This is a genomic window from Paenibacillus algorifonticola, from assembly GCF_050481745.1.
Classification (GTDB): Bacteria; Bacillota; Bacilli; order Paenibacillales; family Paenibacillaceae; genus Pristimantibacillus; species Pristimantibacillus algorifonticola_A.
On the sequence record NZ_JBCNGR010000002.1, the window covers coordinates 55888 to 72128 of the forward strand.

The window sequence follows — 16241 nt, forward strand, 5'->3', positions numbered from 1 at the left end:
TTAATGCTTATATTCAGTTGATTAATTAAGCTTCCTGAGCCGCTTCAACGATCTTGCTGTTATCATTCAGGAACTTGATTGTTTTGCGAAGTTGAACATCTTGCTTCAGGCTGTCGATGTTGCCGTTCTTCGTGAAAAGTTCACGAAGCTCTTCAACTGGACGGTTGTAAGAAGTCGACAGTGTTTCAAGCTCAGCTGTCAAATCCTCGTCTGTAATCTCGATGTTTTCTGCTTTAGCAATCGCTTCAAGAACCAGATTGTTGCGAACGCGTTTAGCTGCATCGCCTGCCATTTGCTCACGAAGCACGGACTCGTCTTGACCAGAGAACTGATAGTACAGGTCCAGCGTCATGCCTTGCATGCGAAGACGGTTTTCGAAATCGCGAAGCATGAAATCCACTTCCGTATCAACCATTGGCTGTGGAATTTCCACTTGCGCAGCTTCGCTTGCTTTTTCAACGAGTTGAACTTCAAGCGTTTGCTCTGCATCTTTCGCTTTCTTTTCTTTCAGCTTGCCAGCAAGATCTTGCTTGTACTCTTCAAGCGTGTCAAATTCGCTGACATCTTTAGCGAACTCATCATCAAGTGCAGGCAGGCTTTTGCGTTTGATTTCGTGCAGCTTCACTTTGAAAATCGCTTGCTTACCTGCAAGGTTCTCAGCGTGGTACGCTTCCGGGAAAGTCACTTCAACATCTTTGAAATCGCCGATTTGCATGCCGACGACTTGATCTTCAAAGCCTGGAATGAACGAATTCGAGCCTAGCTCAAGCGAATAGCCTTCGCTTTTGCCGCCTTCGAACTGCTCGCCATCTACATAACCATCAAAATCAATGACAGTTGTATCGCCGTTCTCAGCTGGACCTTCTTCAAGAACAGTCAGCTCAGCATGACGTTGCTGCAGGCGCTCCAGTTCAGCAGCGATTTCTTCTTCACTAACTTCTGTGCTTGCAGCTGTAACTTCAAGGCCTTTGTACTCACCAAGCTCAACTTCTGGCTTAACGATAACTTTAGCTTTGAATTTGAACGTTTGGCCTTTGCCAAATTGTTCAACATCGATTTCAGGACGGTCAACCGGCTGAAGATCATTTTCTTCGATTGCGTTTGTGTAAGCTTCAGGCAGCAAAATGTCGATTGCATCCTGATAAAGGCTCTCTACGCCAAAGCGCGATTCGAACATGCCCCGTGGAACTTTACCTTTACGGAATCCAGGAACGTTAACCTTTTGAACGACTTTCTTAAACGCCTCATCCAGTGCTACTGCTACTTTCTCAGCACCAACCTCAACATCGATGGATACGATGTTCTTGTCTATTTTTTCCCAAGTTGCTTTCATTTTATGCTTTCCCCTCCAAAAATACGCATACATCCGTAGATTTCACGTTTCATAAACCATTCTATTATAATAGTATTGAGCTTTTTAATCAAGGCTCGGGATCTTCATCCCCTGGCTGCGGTACAACGGCTACCTGACGAAGCGTCCGGCAAGCCTGTTCGTAACGGAATCTAAGTGCTTCTGTAATGCCGTATGTATCTCGAATATCATCATCATTGACGGTGCCATATACGGTAATTAACAAAGTCTGGTGCAGCGCTCCTGCGTAGCAATCCACCGTCTCCTCATCATCCCGCAGCATCCAAGTGTAAGCGGTCGTGCCGTATAAAAATTGCAAGCTATCTTTCCAGAGCTCTCTCGCAAAATGTGGAAGCGATGGATCATCCGCCTCCGTAATGCTTTCCACGCGCTCCAAAATGCGATTGACGGGCTGCGGGAAATCATCCATTGCAAGCGGCGTTGCCTCGATCTCCAGCTCTACTTGCTCGCCTAGCCGGTCCATAACGAGCCGTCCGGTCGCTCCTCGCTTGCGCAAGCATTGCAGCGCCTTGAACTGCACGATAGGATGAACGTCTGACGCCTCAGTGAGCCACTGTGTAATGATGTCATCCACCTCGGTTGCCCGAATGAATACCGCCCGCTCCAGCGCCAAAATCTGCTGATCAATCATCGGGTGATGCTTCATAATGTAGAGTACCTGTTTCACATAGCCTTCATCCTGCTCAGCAGGATTGAGCAGATCTTCACGTATCGCTTGCTCATCCGCTTCCTGCTCTGCTGGATTCATAGCGTCCTCTTCACCTGGAACGCGATATTCCGGGAAAGCCATGTCGAGCCAGGAAAGCAAGCTTTCCCATTCCTCATAGTGCCGCTCGTCCTCGCCTTTGCAGGAAAGCAGAAACTGCAGCAGCCGCTTGGCTTCACCGTATTGCTCGGCTTCAAGCATCCGGGTCAATTGAATTTGATACTGATCCAACATTCGCGGGAACAAATACACGTTTTTTCCTGTGCCTTCATTATGCGAGTCATTGGGAGTTGTAATGGTACCACCACCTTGTCGGTCAAACTCCAGCTTCGTCTGTCCATTGCTTGCGATAGATTATACCATGGAAGCGAGCAATATAAAAATATACGTTTATCCGGCAGCATAATTTCAAAAAAAGCTTGCCCTGCCCATTGAAAATGTGTATATTAATTCATGTGGCTTTTTTACCCAACTGTTTTCTAATAGAAACATGAAATTGCCTATTGCGTAAATGCAGGCCGCCATGCTATACTCATTCTTACGTGTCCCAGTAGCTCAGCTGGATAGAGCAACGCCCTTCTAAGGCGTCGGTCGGGAGTTCGAATCTCTCCTGGGACGTATTTCAATTCCATTTATTTCAATTAGATAAAGCAACGAAAGCATACCATTTTTTCAAAAATGTGCGCTTCCGTTGCTTTTTTATTTTTAATTTTAACAAAGGAGTGGCTTCTCAAATTGAGGAGCCACTCCTTTGTTTTTACTACTTATAGTTCTTACGAATACATTAAATCTTGATGCTTTCTAAATCTTCATCACCGTAAATATCTAATGAGTAATACATTCTCTCTTCTTTATAATCGAACATTCCAAAAATAAAATTATGGAATACGCGGTACCCCGAGCCTTCTCTTTCAATTGATTCAGCAGGGTAAGCGCTAGGATAGGTTCTTGAATACGTATCGAGGTATAAACCGACAACTGCTTTTTCAACATTCAAGTTATCGTGCAGCTCTTCCGCAATATAATACATCAGATCCGGTATAACCATATCATCCTTTTTTTGCATTTTCATCAAGCTGGAATAATCAGCAACATCCGTAATGGCTCCACCAATTAATATACTCTTGGTATCCTCAGAATACGAAACAAACCAAGTGAACTCAAGATCTAAACCATCCTGGGTCAAGAAGCTATACTCATCATTCAGAAAATTTTCAATTTGCTTTACCGTTGCAGATTGTGTACTTCCAGACGTTGTTTCTCCTGGTGCTGCCGCAGTATAAGATTTAGATTGCTGAGGCTTCTTCAAAAATGTGCTTACATCAGTAGAAGGAATAGCTAAATTAATAGCCGCAGAGCTTTCCACAAGCGCAGTTGTAATACCCACCAGCTCGCCTCTCAGATTAAATAAAGCCCCGCCGCTGCTGCCATGATCGATAGGTGTAGAAATTTGGATATAATTTTGACCGTCGACCGTTCTGCTCTTCGAACTAACCACGCCGGAAGTAAGAGAATTAGTAAAGCCTAGCGGTGATCCGATCGCCACGACCGATTCGCCCAATTTCAGCTTGGAGGAATCACCAATCGTAACGGTTGGCAAGTTCAAATTGGAAGAATCTATTTTGATCAAAGCCAGGTCTCTATCCTTATCAGCATTCAAAACAGTGCTGGATACATATTTTACTTCATCGCTTGTATAAATGACCGCTTTATGAGCACCTTCGATAACATGATAATTAGTAATAATTTCACCTTTTGCACCGACAATTACGCCGCTGCCACTAGCGATGGCCTTATTATTTTGATCGACTACCTCAATATACACAACCCGATCGGACAGCTCGCCTATTTGCTCAACCGTCATATCTTGCGTTTTAGCAGGATCTGTTGGGGTTGGGGTAGGTGCTGGCGTAGTGGTCGGAGCAGGCGTTTCCGTCGTTGGCGCCGTTGCATTGCCAGCATTCAAATATATTTTTTTGCTTTTCACTTCAATGCCATAGCCTAACGTTTCACTTACAAAACGAAGCGGCACATACGTTACACCCGATATCGCCTTAGGAGCCACATTTAATTTAAAGGATGCCCCATTTGAATAAGCTATCGGATTATTGATCGTTAAAATAATTTCTGTGCTATCTTTTTTGGCATTGATCGTTTTTGTTTTGCCATTGTAGCTAATCGTTGCCCCTAAAGCTTCAAACAAATTGCGGAAGGGCACTAGCGTTGTGCCTTCACTAACAAATGGAGAATTGCTGAATGTCAGCTCTGTACCATCCAAATATACTTTCCATTTCCCTTCTGCTGCATAACTTGTTGTAGTACTTGGAATAAATAACGAAATCATAAGGATAAAAAATACTATTTTCTTCACTTCAAACATCCCTTCAGTTTATATGCTTCCTGCTTATTGAAGTATATTACAACATAGCTATGTAAGTAAAAGATTAATTTTTAAAATAAAAATATTTTTACGAAATTATAGCATTCATTATCCACATAGAAAAAGAAAAGACACCACTTCTTCCCCAATAAGCAGGAGAAATGGCGTCTTTAATTCCTAATCATTCAATTATAGCAACGATTTACTACTGTCTTTCAACGGTAAAGCCATCTTTCTCAAGCACCGTCACGATACCATCAGGGCCCAACATATGCAATGCCCCTACTACTACAAAATAGGTCGATTTATCAGTGCCGTTCAAAAACCCTTTCACTTGATCCGTCATGCCTTTATTGCGGTCTTTAATCAAACCATTATAATATTCAGGCTCTTTGGCAACTTCTTCTGTCAATGAAACGAGTACATCATCGCTGCCACTTACCCACATATCCGTTAAAGCATCAATGCCTGTAGGCTCCGAAGGTGCCTGCTGGCTTACTGCATCTAGAGCTTCAACCAGTTGCTTCTCCTGCAATGCATCAGAAAAACTGTCAAACATCGACAACTGGCCTTCTGCTGTCTCAAGGGAAATGACAGGGACATTCGCTTTATTCGCTTTTTCCGTAAAATAAAGATCTATGCCATTGCTGGTCTCATAGCCAGTACCCTGCATCTGCAGCGCAGCAATAGATTGTGTTACTGCCCAAGGCTTATAAGGATCAAACGCATTTTCTGGTAATTTATTTGCCTTCAACAAGGCAGCGATTTTCGCATACGTTTCAGCCGAGACATGATCCTTCAGCGTCGTGCCATCCGAGTAAGTACCCAGTTTGTTTGCATAAGTTTGCAATGCAGCTGCATCCAGCTTCGTCAAATCTACTTCTACCGCTAGATGCTGTGCAGTTTTGAACGCCTCTTCAATTTCCGGGCGAAGCGGATACATGCTGTCTTTCGCCACGTGAATTGAACCAAGCAAGTAAACCGTATTGCCGTTTTTTTCTACTTTCCACAGGAAGCCTTTGCTGCCTTCGGCATTGACCTTAACTGTGAAAGTAATCGTGCGAAGCGCTTTGCTCCAGTCTACTTGATAGCCAGCTGCCTCACCAATGAAACGAAGCGGAATATACGTTACATTTTTGATTGTTTTTGGAGCTACTTCAAGCTGTTTTTTCTCGCCGTTGACCGTAGCCGTTTTGTTGCCAATTTGCAGCGATAGGTCTACGCCCTCTTTGGTAGCGGTTACCGTTTGCGTGCTTTTGTTCCACACGACCTTCGCATCAAGCTCTTCCAAAATCGGACGCATTGGCACGAGCGTGCTGCCCTTCTCAATAACAGGCTCAAAATTGTCAAATTTGACTTCGCTGCCATTAATAACGACGCTTATTGGCTTCTCAGCCGCATATGCAGGAGTAAACAGGGAAAAAGCTACAAATAATGACATGATTAAAGCACTAATTTTTTTCATTTGGACTCCTTATAAAACCGTATTAGTAGGGAAGAATGCTGCTTGCTCGTTGTAAAAGCTCCCCCTTTCACACTCGTATCATTCCACCCCTCTTGGTAAGTTTACCCTCTTCACCCACAGGTTTCAATACCCGCCACCGCTGCATTTGTTAATAAACTCCATTTATTAAAAGATGAAAGCCTTTGGTCTTTTTAATAAAAAAAGCGAATGCTTACCGCATTGTACGCGCCTTACCCATTCGCTTCTTGGCGAATTCGTAAGGCGAAGCAGTAAAGCATTCGCTATCAGGTTATTAAAAAATGGTTGCATTCAGCCTTTGGCCAGCTAACGTCAAAAATAGCTTATCTTTGATTGCCGCGACGTTTGCCGGTCGGATTATTTTGCGCATCATGCTTGGGATTTTTATCGACGACCTGCTCGGCAAACTTCGGGTTTACGTCAAATTTCAAGCTTTTATCCTTAGGTGATTGACTCATCTTCTGCTCCCCCTCCCATTGTCTCCTATATAGTTCATTTCTTTATCACTAGCTGGGCTGAACGGCGTTTTGGCAAAATGGAACGTCTGCCCAGCCTGGACGGATACATAATATTTTCAGCGGGTTTGATCCAATCCATCGCCTTGTCTCATTTGCAAGCTGACACTCCCTTCTGAATTAATGCCGCAAACACAGCTGCTTGCCACGCCGCCACCCCTAGCTTCCCCAGATGGACAGACATTTTATGCCTTTTTTCAGCATATGACTATTATTATCGCGACTGGAGTCCTGCAGAAGAGAGGGATGAGGGCAATGTGTGGAATAACCGGCTGGATTGATTGGACGCGCGACCTAACCCAAGACAGCAGCACTTTGGAAAAAATGACAAAAACATTGGAGCTTCGCGGGCCTGACGCCTCAGGCACTTGGATATCAGCGCATTGTGCGCTTGGACACCGGCGGCTTAGCGTCATCGATCCGGAAAATGGTGCCCAGCCGATGATTCGGCGCACCGAAGACGATGATCTATTTGTCATCGTCTATAATGGCGAATTATACAACGCAGGTGAGCTGCGCAAGGAATTGGAGGCTGCTGGAAGCAAATTTACAACGACCTGCGATACGGAAGTGCTGCTCCATGCTTTTATGGAATGGGGCAAAGCTTGCGTCGAACGCTTTAATGGCATTTTCGCCTTTGCGATATGGAATGTGGAAGAACAGGAGCTTTTTTTGGCTCGCGACAGACTTGGCGTGAAGCCCTTGTTTATTAGTCAAGCCAGCGGTCTGTTTTTGTTCGGTTCAGAACCAAAGGCCATTTTAGCACATCCTGACGTGCTGCCGGAGGTCGGTGCAGAAGGGCTTGCCGAGCTGTTTATACTTGGTCCTGCACGAACGCCAGGCCAAGGCGTCTATAAGCATATTACCGAGCTGCTGCCAGCCGAGTGCATGACCGTGTCGCGGGCGGGCATCCGCAAAGCGAAATATTGGAGCCTCGAAAGCTCGCCACATACGGAAAACGTTCAAGAAACGGCCGAGCATGTCCGCGACCTGCTCCGTGATACGACCGAGCGCCAGCTCGTATCGGATGTCCCGGTGTGCACACTGCTGTCTGGCGGGCTGGATTCCAGCGCCTTGACGACGCTTGCGGTGCAATATTACGAGCAGACCGGGCAAGGAAACGTTCATACGTTTTCGGTCGATTATGCGGATAATGCCAAGCATTTTAAAGCTCATGCGTTTCAGCCAAACAGCGACGCCCCTTGGATCGAGCGCATGACCACCTACCTCGATACCGTCCATCATTCGGTGCAGTTTGATACGCCGGAACTGGTAGCCGCTTTGCGGGATGCCACCTTCGCCCGTGACCTGCCAGGCATGGCGGACGTCGATGCTTCGCTGCTTTTGTTTTGCCGTGAAATTAAAAAAGAAGCGACCGTCGCCATTTCTGGTGAGGCGGCCGATGAAATTTTTGGCGGCTATCCATGGTTCCACCGCGAGGATGCGCTGAATGCGTCCACCTTCCCATGGTCGCTCGCCTCGGATATGCGCGCAAGCCTGCTCGCCCCGGATGTGGAAAAATGGATTAAGCCGCGCGATTATATCAGCGACCGCTATGCCCAAGCGGTTGCAGAAGTTCCGCATCTGGACGGCGAAAGCGAGGCTGTACGCAAAATGCGGCAAATGTCTTACCTCAACATCACCCGCTTTATGCCAACGCTGCTGGACCGGAAGGACCGGATGAGCATGGCTGCTGGACTGGAAGTCCGCGTGCCATTTTGCGACCATCGCCTCGTACAGTATGTATGGAATATTCCCTGGGAAATTAAAACATCTGGGGACCGCGAAAAAGGGATTCTACGCAAAGCGCTCCGCGGCGTATTGCCAGATGATGTGCTGACACGCAAAAAAAGCCCGTATCCGAAGACGCATAATCCGAATTATTTAGCCGCTGTCAAAGGGTTGTTGCTTGACGTATTAAACGATTCCTCCTCCCCGTTGCTGCCGCTCATTGATGTTAAAAAAGTGCGCGAGCTCGCCGAGTCTGCTGACGCCAGCTCCAACATCCCCTGGTTCGGCCAATTAATGTCTGGCCCCCAGCTGTTTGCCTATTTGTATCAAATGAACCTTTGGTTAAAGGAGTATAGCATTCGCATTAAATAATACTGCCGTTAGTCGCTTACAACAAATGAAGGCCTGCTGAAATGGATACGTGAAAGCAAGGAAGGATTATAAAAAAGGAAGCGACACGCCTCGCAGCGTGCTCGCTTCCTTTTTAGTTATAAGTAGCCCTATGTGCGCCACTAGACCAGCTTCGGCAAAAGCTCCTTAAGCGCATTGCCGCGATGACTAATTTGCTGTTTCTCTTCCTTGGACAACTGTGCCATACCGCGGTCCAGGGTTGGCAGCCAAAACAGCGGATCATAGCCAAAGCCGCCATCGCCGCGCGGCTTGTCCATAATAAAGCCGTCAACCGTTCCTTCGGCTTCCATAAATTCGCCTGTCGCTGGATCATACAGCGCCAGCACACAAACAAATTGGGCACGGCTCAGCAGCCTTGTGCCATCATCCAGCGACTCAGCCGCTTCTGGCTGCGCCAAACGGTTGAGCTCAGCAAGCAGCTTCGCATTATTGGAGCTGGCCGTAGCCCCTTCACCAGAATATCTGGCCGAATATACGCCTGGAGCACCGGCAAGCGCCGCCACGCTTAAGCCAGAATCATCGGCAAGCACTGGCACTTGAAACGCATCGCCCGCTGCCTTCGCTTTAATTCGCGCATTTGCCGCGAAGGTATCGCCATCCTCTACAATATCCGCAAACCCCGGATATTCGTTCAGGCTGACAACACGCTTGCCGAGCTTGGCGAAGGCGTGGGCAAATTCCTTGACCTTGCCCTCATTTTTCGTAGCAATCAGAATGATCTCGCTGCTTAGCTCCATCATTTCTCTGCTCCTCCTCCGATCAAACCCGCTGCTTCCCCAAGCACCTCGCGCTGCTTTGAAATCAGCTCAGCGATGCCGCCTTCTGCTAGCTCTAGAAGCTCGTTCAGCTCCTTGCGCGAAAATGGCGCATCCTCGCCTGTACCTTGAAGCTCTACAAATTGGCCGTTTCCCGTCATCACGACGTTCATGTCCACCTTTGCCTTCGAGTCCTCGTCATAGGCAAGGTCAAGCATTGGCTGATCTTGAATAACGCCAACACTCACAGAAGCCAAATAATCCGTTATCGGATATTTCGTAAAGGTGACGTTCGTCGACAGCTTGTTAACTGCCAGACAAAGCGCGAGAAAAGCGCCAGTGATCGAGGTCGTGCGCGTACCTCCATCCGCTTGAATGACATCGCAATCGAGCGTAATCGTTCTTTCTCCAAGCGCCTGCAAATCTACGACAGATCGCAACGCTCTGCCAATGAGACGTTGGATTTCCATTGTACGGCCTGTCAGTTTGCCCTTAGCCGCTTCCCGATGATTGCGCGAATGGGTTGCTCTGGGCAGCATCGAATACTCCGCTGTAATCCAGCCTTTGCCCTGATTTTTCATAAAAGGAGGCACACGCTCCTCCACGCTTGCTGTACAAATGACCTTTGTTTCTCCGACCTCAATTAGGACGGATCCTTCCGCATATTTATTTACGCCCGTCGTTATTGTAACCGATCGCAGCTCATTGGTTTGACGTCCATCTGTTCTCATCGTCATGCAGCCTCCTAGCCTATGTTTCAACACAATACTACCCATTTTACCAAAGTAAAACTAGAAATGCATCCGTAACCGCAAAAAGAGAGCGCCCATGCGCCCTCTTCCTGCACTGATGCCATCACGTCAGGCTCCATGCATTTGCTTACATTTTACTTTTATGACTTCATCGCATTCACATGATGCGGTCTGCCGACTGGCTCGTTGTAAGAAATATTCTGATCATCTACAACGTTAGCTTCACCGTTCAACCGGATTTGAACTTTAGCTGCTCCTGTATTTTCCGTCACAGATAAGACGACGGCCTGCAGCATTTCAGCAGGAGCATTTTGACCGCTCTCATATGCGGTATCTTGAAGATCCACCGTTACGGTATCATCCTTCTGCTCAATACTTGTAACCTGAATATCATTCGTCATGACGCCATTCAGTTGCTTGCGGTTAAGCGGGCCGGCAATCAGTTCCTCCACCGCTGCCTTCACCGTCGACTCAGGCCTTGCGATCAGCCTTGTAACGGGAACATAATATTGCTCTTCATTGGATGTTTGGGAGGAGAAATACAGCGTCACTGGTGTTGAGTAAGCCGAGCTGACGCCATCCGCTGTTTCCAGGTTGATGCCGACTGAGCGAGTAAGCGGACGGTCCAGCGGGAAACCATCTACCGGCATTTCACTCAGCTTGCTGCCCTCGTACCATAGTTCCACCTTTTCAATTCCGGTCATCGCCGTCAACGTCCACGTAATGGCTTCAACGATTTCCCGCTCTTTCGTTGCCGTATAATCTGCAAAAGGAGCGGAAAACTCTACTGTAGCCATCTTCAACTGCGGATCAACATGGTAGGATTTAATCTGAGTACCTTGTGGAATTACAGCATGAAAATCTTCCGGAAGCTGGCTCGCATAAGCGCCGCCATCGACCATCATTTCCAGCGCCTTCTGCCCGGCTGCTTCTTTGCCGCCAAGCGTTGTATGCAGCGAGATTGGTGCAAGATATCCATTTTTGTCCTCTAAGTATACGGTCAACTGCGTTTCTTCACCCTGTGGATTTACGCTGCTTGTCTGTCCTGTATTCGTACCGTCAATGACGTTGGTTGATTCCGTCTGAGGCGGGTCAATCTCCTTGCTTGTCTCCGTTGAGAACAGCCCGCACCCTGCGGTCAACAGAGGCACAACCATAACACCGCTTATCGCGGCAAGGCGAATCCATTTCGTTTGAACCATTTTGTTTTTTCCTCCTCTAGTGATTTTTGCCGCATGCGGCTTTGTACAACTCTCATTTTGTAGTAATATGTATACGAGCCCTTCCCCGTTTTAGACCAGTTTTGTCCACAAATTTACATCCAATAAGGGGGACACCAAGATGACAACACCACAACCATACAGCTTGAACAGCCGCAAGGTTGCCGAAGCGACGGAGGAGTGGCTTGTAAAGCGCGGCATAACGAAAATCGCCGTGGCCCAGCTCGTGCATTTTTTGCAAAAGGATTATTTCCCAGAGCTAACAATCGATGAATGCATCGTAAATGTTGACGCTGTTTTATCCAAGCGCGAGGTGCAAAATGCAGTGCTCACCGGTATCCAGCTCGATATGCTCGCCGAGGAAGGAAAGCTGCTGCCGCCGCTTCAGGAAATGATTAAAAACGATGAAGGACTATATGGCTGCGATGAAATTCTCGCCTTGTCCATCGTCAATGTATATGGAAGCATCGGCTTCACAAACTTTGGCTATATTGACAAGCTGAAGCCCGGCATTTTGAAAAAGCTTAACGATAAATCGAGCGGCGATGTACACACCTTCCTCGATGATATTATCGGTGCCATTGCAGCCTCAGCTGCAAGCCGCATTGCTCATCGAAAGCAAGCGGAGCGTGAAGGAGCAACTAATCCCCCGCGTGATTAAAGACGGATAGATAACGGACAGGCGCCGCATCTTGCAAAAGACGCAGCGCCTGTTTTATTTCCAACCAGATGTTTACGCTTGCTCTATTTTTTGCTTTATGCTGTTATCCCCTTAGCTCAGAAACTAGGCTTTCATACGCAATCCCCCTTTTCTGAGCTAAGGGGATAACTCCCCAAAGCAAGCAAAAGACAATGTTTATTTTTCCCTTCACGCTCAGCCATCCCTCACACTTTGATTGCCCGGAATAGGCAATAATCATTCCTACCGCAAGCTACACCTCGCGCCGCTAAACAGCGTTTAGTTGTAATCGCTTACATGATCAAAAGAGAACCTTTCCGCCTATTTTCAGCTGAAAACGAGATTTTACAAAAAGCATGCCTGAGGACTATGATCATTGCACCTGCCTCAAGCCGAGTCGCCTGCGGAGAGATCAAGCAGCTTTTTTTTCCATGGTGAAAAAACTTATAACAGGAGATAGTAGCAATAACGTGCTTTGCAAAAATGCTTTTTACTCTTACGACTAACTGCTGGCGGTGACCTGAAATGATGACTTTTTTAAAACGACTTGTAATCGGACGGCCTCTTAAATCCAATGAACTGGGCGATCAGAAGCTGATCAAGCTGAAAGCGCTGGCCATTCTTTCGTCGGATGCCTTATCCTCTGTGGCCTATGGGCCGGAACAAATTTTGATTGTGTTAATAACGGTAAGTGCTGCTGCATTCTGGTATTCAGTACCGATTGCCGCGTTCGTGCTCATTTTGCTGCTGGCGCTTATTCTGTCTTATCGGCAAATTATTTTCGCCTATCCGCATGGCGGTGGCGCATATGTCGTATCCAAAGAAAATCTCGGCATTTTCCCCGGATTAATTTCAGGCGGCTCCTTGCTAGTGGACTACATATTGACGGTAGCGGTCAGCGTCTCCGCTGGAACCGACGCCATTACGTCGGCTTTTCCCAGCCTTCATGAGCATAATGTGTTGATTGCTGTTATTTTCGTCATTTTAATTACGATATTGAATTTGCGGGGCGTGACCGAGTCGGCATCCATTCTTGCCTACCCGGTGTATTTGTTCGTTCTTGCGCTGTTTATTTTAATCGGGGCAGGTATTTACAATATTGCAACCGGTCATGTGCCTCCTGAGCTGCATACGCCGATTGGGACGCCAGTTGCAGGCATCAGCTTGTTCCTGCTGCTGCGCGCCTTTGCTTCTGGCAGCTCCGCGCTCACAGGAGTAGAAGCTATTTCCAATGCGATTCCAAACTTTCGCGACCCGGCTCCCCGGAATGCTGCGAAGACGCTCTCATCAATGGGCATTTTGCTGGCTATTCTCTTCTCTGGCATTGTGTTCCTGGCCTATTATTACGGCATTAAACCGGCGGTAGAAGTAACCGTCGTTTCCCAAATTGCTGAGCATACGTTTGGACGGCATTTTATGTATTTCTTCATCCAGGGCACTACGGCGCTGATTTTGATTTTGGCGGCAAATACCGGATATTCGGCTTTTCCGCTGCTCGCAGTGAATTTGGCTAAAGACAAGTTTATTCCGCGGATGTTTACGGTCAGGGGCGACCGCCTTGGTTATTCCAATGGCATTATCAGCCTTGGCGTGCTGTCCATCCTGTTGATTATTGCTTTTGGCGGTCAGACCGAGCATTTGATTCCGCTTTATGCGGTTGGTGTATTCATTCCATTTACCTTGTCCCAGACGGGGATGATTGTGAAATGGGTACGCCAGAGGCCAAAGGGCTGGGTTGTGAAGCTGCTTATAAACTCGGCAGGGGCGCTCATCAGCTTGATCGTCACAATGATGTTCTTTTTGACGAAATTCGCTCAAGTATGGCCTGTGCTTGTGTTTCTGCCGATTATTATTTATGTGTTTCACCGGATTAAAAAGCATTACAACGCCGTCGGCGAACAACTGCGGCTCACCACGTGCGAGCCTGCGATGCCCATTGAAGGCAATGTGCTGATTCTGCCTGTAGCTGGGATGACACATGTCGTTGATAATTCCATTGCCTATGCCAAGTCTTTGTCGGTGAATCAAATTATTGCGGTGTATGTGCCGTTTGAGCGAGAGGAAGGCGAGGCGTTCGAGGAAAAATGGAAGGATTGGCAGCCGGACGTGCGATTAGTCGTACTGCATTCTCCTTATCGTTCGGTCATGCAGCCTCTGCTGAAATTTATTGATACGGTGGAGCGCAAGGCCAGCCAGTCCAGCTACCGCGTGACGGTGATTATTCCGCAATTTATCCCGAAACGCGGCTGGCATAATATTTTACACAACCAGACGAGTTTTATGATTCGTGCCTTGCTGCTGCACCGTAAAAACGTCGTCGTAACGACCGTTCCCTATCATTTAAAAAAATAAACAACGCCCGCACGCTCCGTTCGCGATATCCGGCCTGACAGCTCCAGCTCATACAAATGGGCAAGCGTCTCGGCCATTGCAAAACGGTGCTGATGCGGGCTTTGTTGTATCCGTGCACCGAAAGATCGTTCACACACCTCGAAGCCCGTGAGCGGCTCCTGCAGCATCATTCGCATTTGCTCCAGCCGCTGTACATGATGCTGCTTGATTTCGGCGATCCGGCTGGCAAACGTAGTGAATGAATCATAATGGCCTGGAAAAGCGCGCTGCACCTCGTATTCACTTAAGCGATCCAGACTTGCCAGAAAATCCCCAAGCGGATTTATCTCTTCACCAGGCATGACGCTAATATTTGGGGTTATGCGCGGCAGCACCTGATCGCCGCATATCATCCATTGTTTATTGGCTTCATAGAAGCAGAGCTGGCCATAGGCATGTCCTGGCGCATCAAGCAGCTCCCACTGCGAACCGCCAAGCTCAAGCGTCTCACCAGCTTCAATATAAATGATTTGATCTTGCTGCGGCTGCGGCGAAACTTTTTCATGAAAGCTGCTAAAGTTGCTGCTAATTTCATCAATATAATGCTGCGGCATGCCATGCAGCGCAAATAAATCAGCAAACTCTTCTGTCATCGTGGTGCCTGCTCCCCATAAGCGCTTGGCGTAGCGATGGGCGCCCCGGGACATCAAGACTGGCGCGCCGCTTAGCTTGGCAAAATAGCCCGCCAAACCGTAATGATCGGGATGCTGATGCGTAAGGACGATGCGCGAAATTTGCTCTGGCGCAATCGAATGGTCCGCAAATACCTCTTCCCAGGCCGCAAGCGTCTCCTCCGTTCGGAGACCAGGATCGATAAGCGTATATCCTCCCGCAGGCTCAGTAAATACGTAGCTGTTTACCGTTTTTAAGGCAAAGGGCAGCGGAAGCTTTACTTGCAGCAGCCCGTGCTCCCATTGCACCGTTTGGGCCGCCATTACGCATTAGCCCTTCCAAGCATAATAAGGCGCGGCGAGTTCAGCTCATCATAGGCTGAGCCATCGACGTTGCCGAATGTTTTCTCCAGCACAAGGCCTGCCTCGGCGAACGCCCGTTCAAACCACGTAAGCGAATACATGCGAACCTGCTCATCATAATGGCGATTATCTGCTTCATCACTGCTAACGGCAATTTCTATATGCTTTTTGACCCAGCCATCCTCAATTTTACGCTGCTCGCGAATGATCCAGCCGGTCTCTGCATCCTTGCGCTCCGATGCCGGAATGAGATTACGCTCTACATAAGCCGGATTCAGAAAATCAATTAGAAATGGCGCACCCGGCTTCAGCATGCGGTGAATTTCCCGCAGCACCTGTACGTTCTCTTTTTCATCTGCAAAATAGCCAAACGACGTAAATAAATTAACCGTCCCCTCAAACGACCCCGATTCGAAAGGGAGCTGGCGCATGTCGCCCTGCACCCAGGTTACACGCTGCAACGCATCATGCTTCCTTGCTTCGCTCAGCAGCGGCTCCGACAAATCCATGCCCGTCACCTCATAGCCGCAGTCCGCCAGTGCCAGCGCATGGCGTCCCATGCCGCAGCCAATGTCCAGCACCTTTGCCGTAGCCGGAAGCTGGAGCCACTGCGCCATCAGCTGTACCTCCTTGTAGGCGTTATCCCAATCCCGATGCTTATAAACAACCATATAATCGCTTCCAAAACTCTGCTCATACCAGTTGGACATATGTATTCTCCTCTACCCTTACGATTCACTTCTCATCCCTTCATTGTACTGCACTTTATGCTGTTTAGGCAAAAGGATGCCCTGTAATGATTCACTCCAATGGGTATAATTACAGGTCGCCTGGCGCACCTTAAGCCCGTAAGCGACAAGCTTGAAGCTCAC

13 protein-coding genes and 1 tRNA gene are annotated in these 16241 nt (G+C 47.9%); 4 read left to right on the forward strand and 10 right to left on the reverse strand.

The annotated features are described in order from the left end of the window. Positions 1-25 precede the first annotated feature (25 nt). Together tig and ABEW34_RS00550 are read right to left on the reverse strand one after the other, a co-directional pair. Complete coding sequence (tig, locus tag ABEW34_RS00545; protein WP_430153925.1) at positions 26-1333, reverse strand: trigger factor; 1308 nt, start codon at positions 1331-1333, stop codon at positions 26-28. An 88-nt stretch (positions 1334-1421) separates the two neighbouring features. Then, positions 1422-2330: a hypothetical protein gene (locus ABEW34_RS00550; RefSeq protein ID WP_430153927.1), complete on the reverse strand. Its 909-nt coding sequence runs from the start codon at positions 2328-2330 to the stop codon at positions 1422-1424. Positions 2331-2622: 292 nt separating this feature from the next. On the opposite strand from ABEW34_RS00550, the gene ABEW34_RS00555 reads away from it, so the two are divergent. After that, positions 2623-2696, forward strand: a tRNA-Arg gene (locus ABEW34_RS00555). A gap of 166 nt (positions 2697-2862) precedes the next feature. Here ABEW34_RS00555 and ABEW34_RS00560 read toward each other — a convergent pair. From ABEW34_RS00560 to ABEW34_RS00570, 3 genes are all read right to left on the reverse strand, one after another. Continuing rightward, the gene (locus ABEW34_RS00560) at positions 2863-4449 is read right to left on the reverse strand and encodes a trypsin-like peptidase domain-containing protein (RefSeq protein ID WP_430153929.1); all 1587 of its coding nucleotides are present in this window, start codon (positions 4447-4449) and stop codon (positions 2863-2865) included. Positions 4450-4663: 214 nt separating this feature from the next. Further along, positions 4664-5923, reverse strand: coding sequence for a TraB/GumN family protein (locus ABEW34_RS00565; protein ID WP_430153931.1), 1260 nt, complete (start codon positions 5921-5923; stop codon positions 4664-4666). 341 nt (positions 5924-6264) lie between these two features. Beyond that, positions 6265-6399 (reverse strand): hypothetical protein, encoded by a 135-nt coding sequence (locus ABEW34_RS00570; protein WP_257790761.1) that lies wholly within the window; start codon positions 6397-6399, stop codon positions 6265-6267. Positions 6400-6711: 312 nt separating this feature from the next. Between ABEW34_RS00570 and asnB the strand changes: the two genes are divergently transcribed. Further along, the gene (gene asnB, locus ABEW34_RS00575) at positions 6712-8559 is read left to right on the forward strand and encodes an asparagine synthase (glutamine-hydrolyzing) (protein ID WP_430153933.1); all 1848 of its coding nucleotides are present in this window, start codon (positions 6712-6714) and stop codon (positions 8557-8559) included. A 140-nt stretch (positions 8560-8699) separates the two neighbouring features. Here the strand turns inward: asnB and rdgB are convergent, their stop codons facing one another. The 3 genes from rdgB to ABEW34_RS00590 form a co-directional block, all read right to left on the reverse strand. Next, positions 8700-9335 carry an RdgB/HAM1 family non-canonical purine NTP pyrophosphatase gene (gene rdgB, locus ABEW34_RS00580; protein WP_430154120.1) on the reverse strand — a complete coding sequence of 212 codons (636 nt, stop codon included), beginning with the start codon at positions 9333-9335 and terminating at the stop codon, positions 8700-8702. Beyond that, a complete protein-coding gene (gene rph / locus ABEW34_RS00585) occupies positions 9335-10084 on the reverse strand; it encodes a ribonuclease PH (protein WP_430153935.1) in 750 nt (249 codons plus the stop codon). Before rph ends, rdgB begins: the two co-directional genes overlap by 1 nt. A 161-nt stretch (positions 10085-10245) precedes the next feature. Continuing rightward, positions 10246-11307, reverse strand: a complete 1062-nt coding sequence (locus ABEW34_RS00590; RefSeq protein WP_430153937.1) for a GerMN domain-containing protein — start codon at positions 11305-11307, stop codon at positions 10246-10248. 139 nt (positions 11308-11446) lie between these two features. Here ABEW34_RS00590 and ABEW34_RS00595 point away from each other — a divergent pair, with 139 nt between their 5' ends. Together ABEW34_RS00595 and ABEW34_RS00600 are read left to right on the forward strand one after the other, a co-directional pair. Next, a complete protein-coding gene (locus ABEW34_RS00595; RefSeq protein WP_430153939.1) occupies positions 11447-11986 on the forward strand; it encodes a phosphatidylglycerophosphatase A family protein in 540 nt (179 codons plus the stop codon). Between the two features lie 543 nt (positions 11987-12529). Then, positions 12530-14356: an APC family permease gene (locus ABEW34_RS00600; protein ID WP_430153941.1), complete on the forward strand. Its 1827-nt coding sequence runs from the start codon at positions 12530-12532 to the stop codon at positions 14354-14356. On the opposite strand, the gene ABEW34_RS00605 is transcribed toward ABEW34_RS00600, so the two are convergent. Next, entirely contained in the window at positions 14341-15330 is a 990-nt protein-coding gene (locus tag ABEW34_RS00605; protein WP_430153943.1) for an MBL fold metallo-hydrolase, read from the reverse strand. The genes ABEW34_RS00600 and ABEW34_RS00605 overlap by 16 nt on opposite strands. Then, a complete protein-coding gene (locus ABEW34_RS00610; protein ID WP_430153945.1) occupies positions 15330-16079 on the reverse strand; it encodes a class I SAM-dependent methyltransferase in 750 nt (249 codons plus the stop codon). Before ABEW34_RS00610 ends, ABEW34_RS00605 begins: the two co-directional genes overlap by 1 nt. Positions 16080-16241 lie beyond the last annotated feature (162 nt).